This window comes from Sphingomonas sp. BK036 (assembly GCF_004216825.1).
In the GTDB taxonomy this organism is placed as follows: Bacteria; Pseudomonadota; Alphaproteobacteria; order Sphingomonadales; family Sphingomonadaceae; genus Sphingomonas.
Window position 1 is genome coordinate 531,673 of record NZ_SGXR01000005.1, and the last position, 17,409, is coordinate 549,081.

Annotated in this window: 13 protein-coding genes; 8 read left to right on the forward strand and 5 right to left on the reverse strand. The window is 67.5% G+C overall.

The features are described 5' to 3' along the window. The first annotated feature begins 47 nt into the window (after nt 1–47). A complete protein-coding gene (locus tag EV283_RS12490; RefSeq protein ID WP_130325772.1) occupies nt 48–1,271 on the forward strand; it encodes a hypothetical protein in 1,224 nt (407 codons plus the stop codon). A gap of 67 nt (nt 1,272–1,338) precedes the next feature. Next, nucleotides 1,339–2,265, forward strand: a complete 927-nt coding sequence (locus EV283_RS12495; RefSeq protein WP_130325774.1) for a formyl transferase — start codon at nt 1,339–1,341, stop codon at nt 2,263–2,265. Here EV283_RS12495 and EV283_RS12500 read toward each other — a convergent pair. Next, complete coding sequence (locus EV283_RS12500; RefSeq protein ID WP_347400218.1) at nt 2,216–3,319, reverse strand: glycosyltransferase family 4 protein; 1,104 nt, start codon at nt 3,317–3,319, stop codon at nt 2,216–2,218. The genes EV283_RS12495 and EV283_RS12500 overlap by 50 nt on opposite strands. Beyond that, the gene (locus EV283_RS12505; RefSeq protein ID WP_130325776.1) at nt 3,316–4,398 is read right to left on the reverse strand and encodes a glycosyltransferase; all 1,083 of its coding nucleotides are present in this window, start codon (nt 4,396–4,398) and stop codon (nt 3,316–3,318) included. The genes EV283_RS12500 and EV283_RS12505 overlap by 4 nt, the downstream gene beginning before the upstream one ends. A 200-nt stretch (nt 4,399–4,598) precedes the next feature. On the opposite strand from EV283_RS12505, the gene EV283_RS12510 reads away from it, so the two are divergent. The 5 genes from EV283_RS12510 (at nt 4,599) to EV283_RS12530 (ending at nt 12,266) form a co-directional block, all read left to right on the forward strand. After that, the gene (locus EV283_RS12510; RefSeq protein WP_130325778.1) at nt 4,599–8,624 is read left to right on the forward strand and encodes a Pls/PosA family non-ribosomal peptide synthetase; all 4,026 of its coding nucleotides are present in this window, start codon (nt 4,599–4,601) and stop codon (nt 8,622–8,624) included. Continuing rightward, nucleotides 8,621–9,217 (forward strand): 4'-phosphopantetheinyl transferase superfamily protein, encoded by a 597-nt coding sequence (locus EV283_RS12515; protein ID WP_130325780.1) that lies wholly within the window; start codon nt 8,621–8,623, stop codon nt 9,215–9,217. Before EV283_RS12510 ends, EV283_RS12515 begins: the two co-directional genes overlap by 4 nt. 6 nt (nt 9,218–9,223) lie before the next feature. Continuing rightward, nucleotides 9,224–9,757 carry a GNAT family N-acetyltransferase gene (locus EV283_RS12520; RefSeq protein ID WP_130326137.1) on the forward strand — a complete coding sequence of 178 codons (534 nt, stop codon included), beginning with the start codon at nt 9,224–9,226 and terminating at the stop codon, nt 9,755–9,757. Beyond that, nucleotides 9,754–11,235: a deoxyribodipyrimidine photo-lyase gene (locus EV283_RS12525; RefSeq protein ID WP_130325782.1), complete on the forward strand. Its 1,482-nt coding sequence runs from the start codon at nt 9,754–9,756 to the stop codon at nt 11,233–11,235. Before EV283_RS12520 ends, EV283_RS12525 begins: the two co-directional genes overlap by 4 nt. 149 nt (nt 11,236–11,384) lie before the next feature. Further along, a complete protein-coding gene (locus EV283_RS12530) occupies nt 11,385–12,266 on the forward strand; it encodes a polysaccharide deacetylase family protein (RefSeq protein ID WP_130325784.1) in 882 nt (293 codons plus the stop codon). 12 nt (nt 12,267–12,278) lie between these two features. Here EV283_RS12530 and EV283_RS12535 read toward each other — a convergent pair whose 3' ends face one another. Then, nucleotides 12,279–14,090 (reverse strand): DUF885 domain-containing protein, encoded by a 1,812-nt coding sequence (locus tag EV283_RS12535; protein ID WP_207223122.1) that lies wholly within the window; start codon nt 14,088–14,090, stop codon nt 12,279–12,281. Between the two features lie 123 nt (nt 14,091–14,213). Continuing rightward, the gene (locus EV283_RS12540; protein WP_130325788.1) at nt 14,214–14,483 is read right to left on the reverse strand and encodes a GlsB/YeaQ/YmgE family stress response membrane protein; all 270 of its coding nucleotides are present in this window, start codon (nt 14,481–14,483) and stop codon (nt 14,214–14,216) included. Nucleotides 14,484–14,656: 173 nt separating this feature from the next. On the opposite strand from EV283_RS12540, the gene EV283_RS12545 reads away from it, so the two are divergent. Beyond that, the gene (locus tag EV283_RS12545) at nt 14,657–16,129 is read left to right on the forward strand and encodes a helix-turn-helix transcriptional regulator (RefSeq protein WP_130325789.1); all 1,473 of its coding nucleotides are present in this window, start codon (nt 14,657–14,659) and stop codon (nt 16,127–16,129) included. A 20-nt stretch (nt 16,130–16,149) separates the two neighbouring features. Here EV283_RS12545 and EV283_RS12550 read toward each other — a convergent pair whose 3' ends face one another. After that, nucleotides 16,150–17,409, reverse strand: a complete 1,260-nt coding sequence (locus EV283_RS12550) for an aminotransferase class V-fold PLP-dependent enzyme (RefSeq protein ID WP_130326141.1) — start codon at nt 17,407–17,409, stop codon at nt 16,150–16,152.

Consider the following 17,409-nt stretch of genomic DNA (forward strand, 5'->3'; position numbering starts at 1 on the left):
ACAAAATATTTAGTGAGGGGGCTCCGGCGTCGTGACGTCTACCCGCCATGAAGATCGGCTTTCTGTTCAATCACGACCAGGTCCACCAGGTCGCTCACGCCCTCCCGACCGCGCTGGCGATGGCGCAGGGCTATCCGCATGCCGAGATCGTCGTGGCGACCACCAACGATCGCCTCACCGCCGAAGTCCGCAGGCTCTGCGATCGGCTCGGTGTCACGGTGACGCTGAAGCAGCTCGGCCTGCGCCGCACCTCGACACGCGCACTGGCGAGCACGCTCGAATGGGCTGTGCCGGTCACGAAGATCGGCATCTACCGCGACAATCTCGATTTCTTCCGCTCGCTCGACGCGCTGGTCGTCGCCGAGAAGACGTCGCTGCTGCTCAAGACGCGCTACGGGCTCGACGATCTCAAGATCATCCATACGCGTCACGGCGCCGGCGACCGCGCGATCGGCTTCAACGCGCACAGCGCGGCGTTCGATCACGTGCTGGTCTCGGGCACCAAGATCCGCCAGCGCCTCCACCGCGAGGCGGGCGTTCCGTTCAACAAGATGAGCCTGATCGGCTACCCCAAGTTCGATCTGATGCCGGAGCCCGCGCCGCGCCTGCCGTTCCAGGCCAACGGCAAGCCGACCGTGCTCTACAACCCGCACCCGTCGCCGCATCTCTCGTCCTGGTACGCGCAGGGCCGCGCGGTGCTCGAGCATTTCTTGCACGACGATCGCTACAATCTCATCTTCGCGCCGCACGTCATGCTGTTCCACCGCAAGTTCGTGCTGACGATCGACAAGTTCCGGATCGATCGCGCAGGCGTGATCGACCAGCGGTTCCTCGACGCGCCCAACATCCATGTCGATCTCGGCAGCGCGGCGTCGACGGACATGACCTACACCGCCGCCGCCGACATCTATCTTGGCGACGTCAGCAGCCAGGTCTACGAATTCCTCCACACGCCGCGCCCCTGCCTGTTCCTCGACGCGCATGCGACGCCGTGGGAGGGCGATGCGAACTATGCGCACTGGCAGGCGGGCGAGGTGCTGACCGGCAGCGACGGTCTCGGCGATGCGCTCGATCGCGCGGTGGCGCAGCATGATCGCTATCGCCCGGTCCAGCGCGCCTTGTTCCAGCGCAGCTTCGAACTGACCGCCGAACGCTCCGCGGTGCGCGCCGCGCGCGCGGTCATGAGCGTGCTCGGCGACGCGACCCCGAGCGTGCTGCCCGAGCGCGAACCGGAGACGATCACCGGAACGCAGGGGTTGCGCGTGGCCTGAACCGCCGCGACAAGGCTGATCTTTCAGGCGCCACGCTCCGGCGCCGATCGAGGATCGACCGAACGCCGTGGCTCTACGCAAGGATATCTGGCGCCCCGCCATCGTGATGGCGACCGCGGAGGCGATCATCGCCAAGGGGTCGATCGCGGGCTTTCCGCTGATGTGGCTGCCGCCGATGGGCAGCTTCCAGTTCCTCGCCGACCCGTTCGGGTTGTGGCGCGACGGGCGGCTCTACGTGTTCGTCGAGACCTATGACTATCGCGTGCGGATCGGTGCGATCGAGGTGCTCGTCTACGATGCCGACTTCCGCCTGGTCGACCGCCAGCCGGTGTTGGCCGAGCCGTGGCATCTGTCCTACCCGCTGGTCTTCGAAGCCGAGGGCGAGACGTGGATGTTGCCCGAGGCGCATCGCTCGAACCAGCTGACGCTGTACCGCGCGGTCGATTTCCCGACCCGGTGGGAACCCGCGCACATAATCGAGCTCGATCACGTCGCAGTCGACGCAACCCCGGTCTTCCACGACGGCAAATGGTGGCTATTCTACACATCAGCCGACCGCGAACCCGACAAGATGACCGCGCTCCACGTCGCGCATGCCGAGCGGCTGGCGGGGCCATGGACGCCGCATCCCGCCAACCCGGTGCGCGTCGATGTCGCCAGTGCACGGCCCGGGGGCATGCCGCGCGTGATCGACGGGCGGATCGTGTTGCCGGTACAGGATTGCAGCCATACCTATGGCGGCGCGATCTGCCCGCTGACGATGACCGTGCTGACGACCGAAGCGTTCGCGGCCGAGGTGGGCGACGCGCTGGTCGCGCCGGCATCGTGCGCGCCGTTCGTCGAAGGGCTGCACACGCTGGCCGCTGCGGGGCCGGTGACGCTGGTCGATATGAAGCGGACCGAATTGTCGCTCCACGGCCTCTCGATCGAAGCCGTGCGCGAGGTCAGGAAGCTCGGTCGCGCGGTCCGAACGCGCGCATCCGCTCGAGGATAGTGCGCCCGGTCGCTGCGAACCGTTCAGGCCCGAACGTTGCCAACACGCGGGCGCGGCCGGCCTGCCCCATTGCGGCCAGCCGCGCCGGATCGGCCAATAGTCTCGACAGTGCGTTTGCCAACGCGACCGGATCGCCGGGCGGGACGGTAAAGCCGGTCTCGCCCTCGACAATGCTGCCGGGGAGTTCACCGACCGCCGAGGCGACGACCGGCAACCGCGCCTGCATCGCCTCGTGCGCGGCGACGCACAGCCCTTCGGATCGCGACGGCTGCACATAGATGTGGCAGTCCGCCAGGAACGCCGCCGGGTCCGCCGCATAGCCGGCGAACCGCAACGTCGTCACGCCAAGTGTCTGCGCGCGCGCACTTAGCGCGGCGCGCTCCGCGCCGTCTCCGGCGATCACCACCTCGTAGCGCGTGCGCGTTTCGACCAGCGCCAGCGCCTCGATCAGCACGTCATAGCCCTTGACCCGGTGGAGCCGGCCCAAGCTGCCGATCCGGACCGTCTGGCCTTCCCGCCAGGGCATCGCCTGCCGCGCGGCGGGATCGGCGCGGAAGATCGACCAGAGGACGAGGCGGTCGGGCGGCACGTGCAACCGCTCTGCCGTGAGCGCGGTCACCGCGGTGGAATCGCCGACCCACAACCGCGAGAGACGCTGCATTGCGCGGAGCAGGACCCGGTTGGCACGCTTGAGGAACGCCGCATGCTGCCAGCTCACCACCGGCCAGCCGCGTCGCAGGCCGACGACCTGGCCGAGCAACGTGGCACGCGTCAGCGACGTCCAAAGGTGCGTCGGCGCCCAGTCGCGCAAGCTCGCGTCGAGCCATCGCAGCGCGGAGGCGTGATCGGTCTCGCCCCCGTCGCGCACATGCACGTCGAACCCCGCCGCGCGTATCGCCGTCTCGCCGCGTCGATCGCGCGCGGTCAGCGCGAACACTGCGACCTCCGCGCCGCCGTCGCGCAGCACGCCGAGCACCGCAGGCACCGGCGATGCCGCACCACCGCCTTCGACCGAATTGATTACATAGGCGATCCGCATCGGGGCCGAACTCACGCGCGCACCGCCGCGAACAGGTCGAGATACGCCGCGGCGACCGCGCCAATCCGGTGGTGCGCGACCGACGCTGCCAGCTGCGCCGGATCGGGAGGCGATTGATCCAGCATCCGTGTGATCGCCTGCGAGAGCGCGGCGGTGTCGCCCAGCGGGACGACGCCGCCCGCTCCGGCCGAGTCGAGCAACCGCGTCGCCGGGGTGCAATCGGTTGCGACGACCGGCCGCCCCGCCGCCAGCGCCTCGACCAGCACCGCGGGATACCCCTCGAAATCGGATGCCAGCACGAACAATCGTGCGGTATCGAACCACGGCCGAACATCCGCGACATAACCCGCCAGTTCGACGCGATCAACGATCCCCAGCGCCTCGGCCTGTCGTCGGAGCGCATCCGCCTCGGGCCCCTCACCGACGATCACCAGCCGCGCCGATCGATCGGGCAACACGGCAAACGCCGCGATCAGGCGCGCAAATCCCTTTTCGGGAACCAGCCGCCCTGCCGCCAGCACGACCGGCGGCCGGGTATCGGGGATCGGCGTCGGCGGCGCGCTGTCATCCGTGAGCGCCGGCAGCGCGATCGTGGTCGCGACAGCGTTGCGCAGGATCCGGTTGGCCTGATCGCGCGCGACATTGGACAGCGTCACGACCGCCTGCACGCGTCGCAGCAGATAGCGCATCCGATGCTCGAACGCCCATTGCCGCAGCCGTCCGCGCTGCGGCTTGTCGAGTGCGGCGCTGACCTGCGCGACGATCGGGATGCCCGAGCCGGCCAGCGCGGCAGCGACGGGCCAGTGGAAGTTACCGGGGATGAACACGCCGTCGAACGCATGCCGCGCGACGAACGCGCGCGCCGCGCGTGCCAGGCGAGTTCGCGAACCCGGGCCGCGCGGTATCGGCGGAACGGCGAGGACGATCGCTACCCGCTCGCCTGCCAAGGCGCGGAGCGGCCCCGTGTCCGCCCCGGCGAAGATTGTCACCGCCGCACCACGCTCCGTCCACGCGGCGGCGAGACGGACCGCGACGCGCTCGGTGCCGCCCAGCGCGAAATCATGGAGGACGATGAGGATCGAGGGCGCAGCCATGACCGCGCGGTTAGCGCCGACCCCGCCCCAAAGCCAAGCTTAGTTACGTCGAGTCCCCCGGTTGGACCAATACCCCGCCCGTCTGCGAACGCTATGCATGGAGGCCGCCCGAAGCCGACATTTGCTCGTCGATCCTGCTAGGATCACTTGGGCATCAACACAGGTAGCAAACCCCGCGACAGTTCGGCTAAGGCCGGCTCATGCAGCAGGACACTTCGATAAGCCCCTCGGATCATGCAACTTTGCCGCAGCGCGGCATCGCGTCGATCGCCCCCGCGCCGGCGCTGCGCGCGGCCGAACCCTATGCCCGCGAGGAACTGCTGCACGAGATTTTCGACGCTACGCGCGCCGCGCATCCCGACGCCGTCGCGCTCCGGCTGATCGGCGCAGACGAGGAATACGACCGCAAGACGCGCTGGACCTACACTGATCTCGCGACGCGCAGCCTCGCGCTCGCGCATCGCCTGCGCGCGATGGGGATCGGCCGTGGCGACCGCGTCGTGCTGTGCCTGCCGCGCGGGCTCGACCAGTATATGGCGATCCTTGGCGTGCTGCGCGCCGGCGCCGCCTATGTGCCGGTCGACTGGGGCTATCCGCAGGACCGCATCGATTTCATCGTCGAGGACAGCGAGGCCGCGCTGACGATCACCGTCGCCAGCCGCGTCGGCACGCTGAAGGGCAAAACGCTCGCACTCGACGCGGCGCTGGGCGATCTCGCCGCGGAACCGTCCGAACCGATCGGCCGCGACGTGACTCAGGCCACGCCGCAGGACCTTGCCTACATCATCTACACCTCGGGCACGACCGGGCGCCCCAAGGGCGTGATGATCACGCACGGCAATGCGTGCCACCTCGTCCGCTCCGAAAGCGCGATCCTCGATCTCACCCCGGCCGATATCGTGTTCGGCGGGTTCAGCCTCGCCTTCGACATGTCGGTCGAGACGATGTGGAGCGCGTTCTTCGTCGGCGCGGTCGTGCTGGTCGCGACCGAGGCGCTGGCGACCAGCGGGCCTGACGTGGCGATCGCGCTCGCCGAGGCGGGCACGACGATCTGGCACGTCGTCCCCTCGCTGATCGCGCTCGTCGAGCATCCCGTGCCGACGCTGCGGCTGCTCAACATGGGTGGCGAGGCGTGCCCCGCCGATCTGCCGCGCCGGCTCGCGCGCCCCGGCCTCCGCCTGCTCAACACCTATGGCCCGACCGAGACGTCGGTCACTGCGACCTGGACCGAGGTGTTTCCGGGTCAGCGCATCACGATCGGCAAACCGCTGCCCGGCTACACCGCCTGGGTCGTCGACGAGCACATGCAGCCGGTGGCCGATGGCCAGGAGGGCGAACTCGTCATTGGCGGCCCGGGCGTCGGCGTCGGCTACGTCAACCGCCCCGATCTGACCGCCGAGAAATTCATCTTGACTCCGTTCGACGGGCCCTCGGGCGCGCCCGAGCGGATCTACCGGTCGGGCGATCTGGTGAAGCTCGATGCGGCGGGCGACATTGATTTCGTCGGCCGGATCGACACGCAGGTAAAGATCCGTGGCTTCCGCGTCGAACTCGCCGAGATCGAGGCGGTGATCGGCGAATGGCCGGGCGTCGCGCAGACCGTCGTCCAGCTCTTCACCGACGACGACGGCGCGGAGTTCCTCGCCGCGTTCCTGATCGCGCGCCCGGGCGAGGCGATCGATCTTGTCGGCCTGAAGGCGCGCGTCACCGAGCGGCTCCCCAATTACATGCGCCCTGCGGGCTATCAGCTGCTGTCGCACCTGCCGACGCTGCCCGCCTCGGGCAAGGTCGACCGCAAGGCGCTGGTGAAACCCGAGATCACCGTGACCTCGGACCGCGAAATGGTGCCGCCCGCCACCCCGCTCGAGCAAAGCCTGCACCGCGTCTGGACCGAGGCGTTCGCGCCGCAACCCGTCTCGGTACTCGACGACCTGTTCGAGGATCTTGGCGGTCATTCGCTCAAGGCCGCGCGGCTCGTGTCGGCGGCGCGCAAGGTCCGCGGACTAGAAGGGCTGTCGCTCGAAGACGTCTACGCCGCGCCCACCATCCGTGCGCTGGCGCTCCGCATCGGCGGCACCACGCCGGTCGCGATCCTCGACGCGACCAGCTTCTACCATATCGCCCCATGGAAGCGCCGGCTGTGCGTCGCCGCGCAGACGCTCGCGCTGTTGCCGATCTACACGCTGGCAGGGCTCCAATGGTTCTCGCCCTATCTCGCTTACACGCATCTTGCGGGCGACATGTCGCGCGTCGATGCGCTGATCCTCAGCGGGCTGTTCTTCACGGTCGTGCCGATCGCCTCGATGATCCTGTCGATCGCGCTCAAATGGCTGATCGTCGGGCGGTTCAAGGCGGGCGATTACCCGCTCTGGGGCGGCTATTATTTCCGCTGGTGGCTCGTCCGCCGGATCATCGGCGTCACCGCGACGCCGTATCTCGCGGGCACGCCGATGATCCGCGGCTATTACCGGATGCTCGGCGCAAAGATCGGCGAGCGCGTCCATATCGGCACCGGGATCATCGATACCGCCGACCTGCTCCACGCCGACGACGATGCGATCATCAGCGACCAGTCGGTACTGTCGACCAGTTCGGTCGAGCGCGGGCTGCTCCGCCTCGGCACGGTCAAGCTCGGCAAGGGCGCGTTCGTCGGATCGATGGCGGTGGTCGGCCGCAACGCCGCGCTCGGCGACGATGCGATGCTCGACGACCTGTCCGCGCTGCCCGCCGATACCGTCATCCCGGCGGGCCAGCGCTGGGCCGGCTCACCCGCCGCGCCTGACGGCGACGCACCCCGCCGCCCAGCCAGCCCCGCGCCCCGCCGCGCCGGCCCGGCGATCGGTCTGCTGCTCTGCGCGCTGATCCTGCCGCTCGTCGCGATCCTGCCGATCGCCCCCGGGCTGATCGCGCTGATGGAGCTCGACTGGGCGACCGGCGGCTATGCCTATGTCGCGGTCGCGCCGCTGCTCGCGGTCACCTATGTCGTGATGATGTGCGTGCTGACGGTGGCAGCCAAGCGGTTGATCCTCGGCCGAGTCGCACCTGCGACCTATGCGCTGAACAGCGGATTCTACGTCCGCTACTGGTTCGTACAGCAGATCAACGACCTCGCCTTGCGGCTGCTCCACCCGATCTTCGCGACGCTGTACGTGGTGCCGTGGTACCGCGCGCTCGGCGTGAAGGTCGGCCGTCGCGCCGAAATCTCGACCGCCAGCGCGATCGTGCCCGACCTGGTCGAGATCGGCGAGGAGAGCTTCATCGCCGATTCGGTGATCTTCGGCGCGGCGCGGATCGGCCACGGCACGATCGAACTCGCGCATACCAAAATCGGCCGCCGCAGCTTCATCGGCAATTCCGCGCTGTTGCCCAGCGGCACGCAGATCGGCGACGAGGTGCTCGTCGGCGTCCTCTCGAAGCCGCCGAGCGACCCGGCACTCGCGACCGAGGCGGGCAGCACCTGGTTCGGTTCGCCCGCGATCAAGCTGCCCGTGCGACAGGTCAACACAATGTTCGACGAGGGCGCACGGTTCAATCCGTCGCGCGCGCTGATCGCCACGCGCCTGTCGATCGAGGCGATCCGCACTACCTTGTCGCTGACCGCGTTCCTCGTGTTCTTCAGCCTGTTGCTGTCGGTGGTCGGCGATCTCGACGATCTCGACAATGGCGGGCTGGTCATCGCGACGACCTTCCCGTTCCTCTATGTCGGCTTCTGCCTCGCCTGCGGGATCTTCGTGCTCGCGCTGAAGTGGCTTGTCGTCGGCCGCTACAAGGTCACGACCGCGCCGCTGTGGAACACCTTCGTCTGGCGCACCGAGCTGGTCACCGCGACCTACGAGAATCTCGCGGTCGCCAACCTGCTCGAGCCGTTGCGCGGGACGCCGTGGATCGGTCTGTACCTGCGGCTGATGGGCGCGCGGATCGGTAAGCGCTGCTATATCGACACCACCGATCTGACCGAGCACGACCTCGTCGATATCGGCGACGACGTCGCGCTTAACGACTTTGCCGGGCTGCAGACGCATCTGTTCGAAGACCGCGTGATGAAAGTGGGCGCGATCCGCGTCGGCGACCGCGCGACGATCGGCTCGCTCGCGATCGTGCTGTACGATGCGGAGATCGGTGCGGATGCGCAGCTCGGCGACCTGTCGGTGGTGATGAAGGGCGAGACGCTCCCCGACGGCACCAGCTGGGACGGGAGCCCGGCACGGATATCGGTCGCGGCGTGAGCCCGATCTGGCACGACGGTCCGCTCGACACGCTCGCCTGGGACGGCCGGTCGGCGGTCGCATGGAGCGTCGCCGAGACGGGGCCGCTCGCCGCCGGCCAGCAAGGCGACGCGCGCGCGATCCGGCACGGTCTGGCCTGCGCGCTCCTCCGCAAACTGGCCGGCGGGTCTACCGCTGCTCGACTGATGCGCAGCACCGCCGGCGCGCCGGTCGTTGCCGCGCCCGGGGGCTGGCATCTGGGCCTCTCGAGCCGCGGCGCGCACTGTCTGATCGGCGTCGCGCGCGCGCCGATCGCGGTCGACCGCGAAGTCGTCGATGATCACGCGCCGCTCTGGGACATGCTCACCCCGACCGAAGCCGACGCGCTCCGCCGCCTGCCCTCCGCTTCGCAACCGCGCGCGTGGCTCCACCGCTGGACAATCAAGGAGGCGCACGCCAAGCTCATCGGCGAGCCACGCCGCATCCGCCACGAAGCGATCGAGACGATCGTGCGCGATCCGGTCAACGCCGTGGCGCATTTCGAAGGCACCTCGCGCTGCTGGAGCCGTTCGACCGGCGACGCGATCGAAACCGTCGCGCACTGGAACCGTTGAGTGACCATGATCCTGACCCGCCGCTACGAAACGAAGGACCGCGCCGCCGTCCTCGCCGTCTTCGATTCCAACCTCCCCGACTATTTCGGCGCGGGCGACCGCGAATGGCTCGAGGAGACGCTCGACGACCCCGACGGCCCTGCCTTCGTGGTCGACGTCGATGGCATCACCAGCGCGTTCGGCGGCTACGAGATCTGGGAGCATTATGACAAGGCGCTGCTGTTCTGGGGCATGGTCGCACGCGCGCACCATGGCTCGGGGATCGGCAAGCTCCTGCTGTTCGAACGGCTGCTCCATGTCGCCACCAGTGCCGAACCGGCCACGCGTTACGTCACCGTCGATACGTCGCCGCAGGTCTCGCCCTTCTTCCAGCATTGCAGGTTCGAGCTGACCAGCGTCTGGCCCAACGGCTACCGCTCCGGCATGGACATGCACGAACTCCGCTTCGATCTCGCCGCGACACTGCCCGCCGACCTTACGGCAGCGCGCGATGCGGCGCTCGCCCGGTGTTTCGCCGGGTCGACGGCAGGGCAGCCATGACCGCGCCTCTTCCGGGGGCGCTGTCCTCTTGGGCGGAGGCCGCGCGCGTCCGATCGCTGAACGCACACGATGTCCGGCCGACGGCACGCTATGTCCTGTGCTGGCTGCAACAGGCGTTGCGCGCACGCGACAACCCGGTGATCGACGCCGCGATCTGCCTCGGGAACGATCTGGGGCTTCCCGTGCTCGTGTATCACGGGCTGCGCGAGGATTACCCGTACGCATCGGACCGACTGCATCGGTTCATCCTGGGGGCGAGCCGCGATCTCACACGCGAATGTCGCCAGCGTGGGCTGGCGAGCGTCACCCATGTCGACCGCGCGGAAATGCGCGAAAAGGGGCTCGTCTATCGTTTGGCCGCAGACAGCGCCGCGGTGCTGGTCGAGGATCAGCCGACCTTCGTGGCGCGCTGGCAGTCGGAGCGGTTCGCCGCACGAACCGATCGCGCGGTCTTTTCCGTCAACGCCGCCTGCCTAGTGCCGCCTGCGATACTGGGCGACGATATCGGCTCGACCAACGCATTCCGGCGACGTCATGAGGCCGTCCGCGCGGACTGGCTGGTTGCCTCGGACGTGAGGCCGTCGGTCCCCGCTTATGACGGCCCTCTCCCGTTTACGCCCGATCGGCTGGGCACGGATGCCGAGATCGACCGTCTGGTCGCCGCGGCGGCGATCGACCATTCGCTGCCGCCCAGTGCGATGTTCCCGCTCGGTCGCGACGGCGCGGTCGCGAAACTCGAACGCCTGATGGACACGGTGTTGCCGACCTACGCCGCCGTGCGCAACGATGCGACCAACCCGGCCGGCGCGAGCACACTGTCGCCCTATCTGCATTTCGGCATCGTCGGCCCGCGCGAGGTCATGGCGACGGTCGCGGCCGGGGACGCTCCCAAGGGCGCCAAGGAAAAGTTCGCCGACGAACTGCTCACGTGGCGCGAATGGTTTCACTACCAGGCGCGCGCGCTGGCCGCGCCGGAAGCCTATGACCGGATTCCGGCATGGGCACGCGACACGCTGGAGGCGCACGCAACGGACCCGCGGCCGGAGGTCGAGACGCTCGACGCGCTGCTGCACGGCGAGACTCGCGACGAAAGCTGGAACGCCTGCCAGCGCCAATTCCTCGTCGATGGGTGGATGCACAACAATCTGCGGATGTACTGGGGCAAGCGGATCATCGCGATGACGCCCGACCCGCAGACCGCCTGGGCGACGGCCTGCTATCTGAACGACCGGCTCAGCCTGGATGGCCGCGATCCCTCGACCTATGGCAATATTGCGTCGTCGTTCGGCGGCGGATCACCCGGCAAGGACGGTCCCCCCATCTATGGCAAGGTGCCCACCCGGTCGGACGGATCGACCCGCCACCGCACCGGCGGCTCCGAATGGCTGCACGCCGCAGCCACGCGATCGCGTTCCGAACTGACGGTTCCGGACGCTGTGCCGACCGACCTGTATCTAGCCGGAAAGCCCCAGCGCTGACGACGATTGGTGCGGAGCCCATATCGCAGCCCCTGCGTCATGCAACGCGTCGACATCGTTGAATATTTTTGCGGGCTAGAGGTCTCCGTCCGAGAACAATTTCGTCGCGTCATCGCGCATCTCATGGCGCGTCGACACGTTACCACGGCATGAGCCATACAGCCGCAGTCCGATATCCCTATCGCCCGATCACCGATCGCCCCGACTATGACTGGCCCGAGGGAAAAAGGCTGGCGATCTACCTCGGCGTCAATCACGAGGTTTTCGACTTTGGCGGTGGCTTGGGAGCGGAGCTGGCGCCGTCGCAGACTGACCCCGATGTCATGAATTACGCGTGGCGCGATTATGGGAATCGGGTCGGCGCGTGGCGGTTGCTCGATCTGTTCGACAGGCTCGACCTGCGCACGACCGCGCTGCTGAACGCCGACATCCTCGATCGCTGTCCGGGGCTCGCCGAAGCCTGTCGCGATCGCGGCGACGAGATTGCGGCGCATGGCCGCTCCAATGCCGTGGCGCAGGGCAAGATGTCCCGGTCGGACGAACGTAGCATGATCACTAATGTCACGCAGCGCTTGGCGACGCTTGGGGTCCGTTCGACGGGATGGCTCGGTCCCTGGATCTCGGAGAGCAACGACACGCCCGATCTGCTAGCCGAAGCCGGATATCGTTACGTGCTGGACTGGGCGCATGACGACCAGCCGACCCGCCTCGCAACCGCGCAGGGCAGCCTATTGTCGATCCCCTATTCGCAGGAGATCAACGACCTGCCCGCCGTGATCCAGCGCCATCAGGAAGCCGACGGCTTTGCCAGCATGATCCGCGCAGCGGTGACGCAACTGCTGTCAGAAAGCGACCGCCGCCCCTCGGTCCTGGGGATCGCGCTGCATCCGTACATCATGGGTCAGGCGCACCGCGTCCCCGCGCTCGCCGGCATACTGCAAGAGCTGCGCGAGGCGAACGACCCGCGGATATGGTGGACGACGGCAGGCGCGATCGCCGAGCATGTCGAGACGCACGATCTGGCGGTCTGACCGCCGCCGATCCTAGCGGCGACGGTCGGCAATGTACCGATTGACCTGCTCATCGAGCACGTCCAACGGCAGCGCGCCCTGGCTCAGGATCGCCTCGTGGAAGTCGCGAATGTCGAAGCGGTCGCCGAGCTCGCGCTTCGCTCGATCGCGCAGCTCTGTGATCTTAAGCTGGCCGACCATGTAGCTGGTCGCCTGCCCCGGCCAGTTGAAATAGCGATCGACCTCACGACCGATATCCGTCTCCGACACCGAGCTGTTCGCCTTGAAATACGCGATCGCCTGTTCGCGGGTCCACCGCTGCGAATGGATGCCGGTGTCGAGCACGAGACGGATCGCGCGCCAGACCTGGAGCGACAGCATGCCGAACCGGTCATAGGGAGTCTTGTACACGCCCATCTCGTTGGCCAGCCGCTCCGAATACAGCCCCCACCCTTCGACATACGCGCCATAGCCGCCGAACTTGCGGAACTTCGGAATGCCGACGAGCTCCTGCTGGCGCGCGATCTGGAAGTGATGGCCCGGCGCGCCCTCGTGTGCGGCGATGCCGGCAACCTGCACCTTCTGCGTCTGGTTCATGTCGACCAGATTGACATAATAGATGCCGGGGCGCGCGCCATCCGCGGACGGCGGATTGTAGAAGGCGGTCGACGCGGTCCCCTCGCGCCACTTCTCCACCGCGCGAACCTCGAGCGGTGCCTTGGGCAGCGTCCGGAAATAGCGCGGTGCGGCGGCCATGACCGATGCGATCACGCCACGCGCATCGCCCAGATACTGCTCGCGGCCTTCTGCGGTATTGGGATATTTGAACTTCGGATCGGTGCGGATCTGGTCGAAGAACGCCTCGAGCGTTCCGTTAAACCCGACCTCGCGCTTGACCGCTTCCATCTCCTGACGGATCGCGGCGACCTGCTTGAGGCCCAGCGCCTGGATCTGGTCCGCGGTCAGATCGGTCGTCGTCGAGGTCTTGAGCCGATCGGCATAATAGACGGCGCCGTTCGGCAGGCTCCAGGCGCCGAAATTGCCCTTCGACTGCGGCTCGATCTCATCGAGTGCGGCAAGCAGCACACCGTAGCCGGAGCGGAACGGCCCCGTGAGTGCCGAGCGGCCGTCGGCCAGCAGCTTCGCCTTGACCGCGGCAGGTGCGGACAGTGCGCCGACCTTCTTGCTGAAATCCGCCCACACGCTAGAATCCGCGCCGGTATCGAAGGGCGCGCCGGTCACGATCGCCTTGGCATCCGCGCGCGCGGGGGCAAAATTGGCCTTGTTCGGAATGATGCCCGCCGCCGCCTGCGTCCGCATCGTCGCAGCCACCTCACGCATGACGCGTTCGGTATCGCGAAGCCGCGCGACATAGGCCGTGGCATCGGCGACCGTATCGACCTTGTGGTTGTTGATCAGCAGAACGGGGATCTCGCCCGCCGGGCTACCATTGGTCGACACGGGAAACCGCAGCTTGCGGAATTGCAGCGACTGGCGGCCGCGCTCGACTTCATATTCGAACAGGCGGTAGCTTACCCGGGCGCTCTCGCCCAGGTCCGCCGGCTTGAACTGCGCGCGCATCGCCACCAGTTGCCGCTCGGCGAGCGCCTCGGCGCGCAGCGATGCGGCGTCGGTGTAGTCGTCGAGCCGATCATAGTTTGTCTTGAGGCCGAGTTGCGTCTGCGATTCCGGGCTCAGCGCGAGTTGCTCGTCATACGCCCGATCGAGAAACGCGAGCAACGCTGCGTCTTGCGCGACATCGCGCGCTGGCGCTTGCGGCGCGGCGAGATTGGCTTGGAGGAGCGGGACGGCGGGAAGCAGGACGAGGGCTAAAGCTAGACGCATGAAATCTCCGATCGGCCCGCTTATCGCGCCGCGTCGGAGGAAGTGCAATCGGCGCTGGTTCTTGTCCAGTCCGACGGCAGAATGCAGATAGGGCGGCCGGTACCGAACCGGCCGCCCTTGGGATCAGCGCGCGGTGCCGCGACGGACCATGTTGACGATCGCCAGCAGGATTACTGCGCCGACGAGCGAGATCAGGATCGACTGGATGTTGATCGCGCCGTCCATGATCGATGCGCCACCGATCAGCGGGGTGATCAGGAAGCCGGCGAGCAGCGCGCCGACGATGCCGACGACGATGTTGAGGAAGATGCCCTGTTGCGCGTCGGTCCGCATGATCATGCTGGCAACCCAGCCGATGAGGCCGCCGACGACGAGAAGGATGATGAGGTTCATTGAAAGCGCTCCTGGACGATGATGGTACGAATGTCTCAACCCCCACACCGCCCGATACGTTCACTTCGCGCGCGCCAACCCGATTTCCGGATTGGTGCACGGACACCAGTGTCGTTGGTATATTTCTGCTGTGACGTGGGGAACCGGAACGCCCTGCGCGACGCTGAGCGGGGATGACCAAGCCCTCCGCAAAGCCGTTGCACGCACCAACGCTGCACCATCTCGAACAACTCATGACCGGGTTGCTGGAAGGCGTGATCCTGATGGATCCGACCGGGGTGATCCTGAGCGCCAACCCGGCCGCACTCGCCATGCACGGCGTGAAAGCGGTCGAGGACCTCGGCGAGACCGCCGATGCCTATGCGTCGCGGTTCCGCTTGCAATACCGCGATCACAGCACGCTGCCGCGCCGCGACTATCCGTTGATGCGGCTGCTGGCGGGAAAGAGCTTCCCCGATCTCATCGTCGAGGTCACGCCGGTCGACGCCGACGAGCCGCGCTGGGTGCATCAGGTCCGCGACATCGTCATGGACGAAGATGGCGGCGAACCGGATTGTCTGGGGCTGGTCATAAACGACGTGTCAGAGCGTTTCGATGCGGAGGATCGGTTCGAGGCGATGTTCCATGCCAACCCGGCCCCCGCGTTGATCCTGCGCGTCGCCGACCAGCGCTATGTGCTCGTCAACCAGGGCTTTCTCGACCTGTCGGGCTATGCCCGCGAGCAGATCGTCGGCAAGACGCTGTTCGATTTCGACTTCCTTGTAGATGTCGAGCGGAAGCCGTTTGTGAAAACGCAGGTCGCAGCAGGCGAGACGATCCCGCAGCTGGAAGCGGAATTGCCGCTCGCCCGCGGCGACACGACGCTCGTCATTCTCGCGGGTCAGCCGATCGAGGTCGCCAATCAGGACTGCCTATTGTTCACCTTCGCCGATCTCGAACCGCGACGGCGCGCGGAACATGCGTTGAAGGCGAGCGAGCGCCACTTCGCGTCGGTCTTCGCGATGGCACCGGTCGCGATGGTCGTGACGGAAGTGGGGGGCCGGATTTTCGAGATCAACGCCGCGTTCAGGGCGCTGACGGGGTATGACGACGAGGCCGTGGCAGGGCGCGTCGCGGACGATCTGCAGCTGTGGAACGACGCCGCGCAGCGCCAGGAACTGGAGGCCGAAATCGCAGCGCGGAGCGGGTTTGGCAACCGCGACGTGCAACTGCTGCACAAGACCGGCGCGACGATCGACTGCCTGGTGTCCGCCGAGCGGATCAGCGTCGACGGGACGCCCTGCGTGCTGTGGCTGTATCAGGACATATCCGCGCGCCGCCGCGGCGAACTCGCGCTGGTCGAGGCGATCGATGCGGTGATGAAGGATGCTAACTGGCTGAGCCGGTCGATCATGGACAAGCTGGCGACGCTGCGAAACCCGCGATCGCAGACTCAGGCCCCTGCCCCCGCGGTCGAGCTCAGCAAGCGCGAGCGCGAGGTGCTCGACCTGATCTGCCAGGATATGGACGATGCAGCGATCGCAGAGCGGCTGGAGCTGTCGCGCAACACCGTGCGCAATCACGTCGCGCGCTTATACGCCAAGATTGGCGTGAACCGACGCAGCGCCGCGATCGTCTGGGCCCACGAGCGCGGCGTTGGCGCCTGAATGAAGCGCCAGTCCGCGCGTCAGACCAGGGCCCGTACCGCCCTCGCCAACGCATCCATGTCGGCGACCGTGTTGAACAAGGCGGGCGTCGCGCGCACGCACGCCCCGGAGGCGATGCCCTCGCGGTAGACGGTGAAGATGCCGAAGCGGGCGAGCAGCGTCCGCGCGAGTGCCACATTGTCGGCCGTGCTCGTCTTGCCGGCGAGCCGGAACGACGTGATGCCCCCGTGCAGCGCCGGATCGGCGGGCGTCAGCACCTCAATCCCGGGGAGCGATCTCACCTGGTCCACCCAGCGATTTCGCAGCGCGGCCAGGCGATCCGCCCGCCGCTTGCGCCCGATACCCGACTGGAACGCGAGCGCGGCAGGCACGCTCAACGGGGCGGCGAAATCGACCGTGCCCGTGTGGATTCGCGCCTCGATCGTGTCGCGGTCCGTGGCGGGGTTTGCCGCGTCCCGGTCGATTGCCGACAGCGCCGCGCGCCGGATGTGGATCGCGCCGACGCCGAGCGGTGCGCCAAGCCATTTGTGGCAGTTGATGCCGACATAGTCGCAGTCGAGATCGGCGAGCGTCATGTCGAGCTGGCACCAGCTGTGCGCGGCATCGACGATCGTCGCGATGCCACGCGCGCGAGCCAGCGCGGCGATCTCGCGGACCGGCAGGACGAGGCCGGTGCGATGGCTGCAATGCGTCAGCAGGATGAGCTTTAGCCGCGGGTTCGCGGCCATCGCCTGCGCATAGGCCTCGATCAGCGACGCGCGCGTTGCCGGCTCGGGCAGCGCGATCCGCAGCACCGACACGCCGCGGCGCGCCTTCAGGCTCTCCATGCACGCCTGCATGCTGTCGTAATCGAGATCGGCGTACAGCACCGCATCGCCCGGCGTCAGCCGGTTATAGCCGAGAATGAGGGCCTTGAGCGCCTCGGTCGCATTGCGCGTGAACGCCACCTCGTCGGGCGCGACGTGCAGTTCGGCGGCCAGCGCATCGCGCGCCGCGCGCCAGTCGGCGAGCATGCCGCGCCGCGTGTAGTAGCTCGTGTCGCGGTTCACGCGTGCGACATTGTCCCGATAGGCTTCGAGAACGGGGCGCGCCATCATCCCCCAATTGCCGTTCTCGAGCTGGATGACGTCGCGGGTCACGTCATACTGCGACGCGACGTGCTTCCAGAAGAGCCCATCCCCCGCCACCGCGCCCTGCGACGAAGGACCGGCCGGCGACGCACTGGCGCGCGCGATCGGCAACACCGCGGCACCGGAGAGAAACAGGCGACGATCGACGAT

What these genes read in the sequence shown, in the direction of transcription:
- EV283_RS12530 (WP_130325784.1), top strand. Translation starts at nt 11,385, where the DNA reads ATGAGCCATACAGCCGCAGTCCGATATCCCTATCGCCCGATCACCGAT.
- EV283_RS12540 (WP_130325788.1), bottom strand. Translation starts at nt 14,483, where the DNA reads ATGAACCTCATCATCCTTCTCGTCGTCGGCGGCCTCATCGGCTGGGTT.
- EV283_RS12490 (WP_130325772.1), top strand. Translation starts at nt 48, where the DNA reads ATGAAGATCGGCTTTCTGTTCAATCACGACCAGGTCCACCAGGTCGCT.
- EV283_RS12520 (WP_130326137.1), top strand. Translation starts at nt 9,224, where the DNA reads ATGATCCTGACCCGCCGCTACGAAACGAAGGACCGCGCCGCCGTCCTC.
- EV283_RS12505 (WP_130325776.1), bottom strand. Translation starts at nt 4,398, where the DNA reads ATGGCTGCGCCCTCGATCCTCATCGTCCTCCATGATTTCGCGCTGGGC.
- EV283_RS12535 (WP_207223122.1), bottom strand. Translation starts at nt 14,090, where the DNA reads ATGCGTCTAGCTTTAGCCCTCGTCCTGCTTCCCGCCGTCCCGCTCCTC.
- EV283_RS12525 (WP_130325782.1), top strand. Translation starts at nt 9,754, where the DNA reads ATGACCGCGCCTCTTCCGGGGGCGCTGTCCTCTTGGGCGGAGGCCGCG.
- EV283_RS12545 (WP_130325789.1), top strand. Translation starts at nt 14,657, where the DNA reads ATGACCAAGCCCTCCGCAAAGCCGTTGCACGCACCAACGCTGCACCAT.
- EV283_RS12510 (WP_130325778.1), top strand. Translation starts at nt 4,599, where the DNA reads ATGCAGCAGGACACTTCGATAAGCCCCTCGGATCATGCAACTTTGCCG.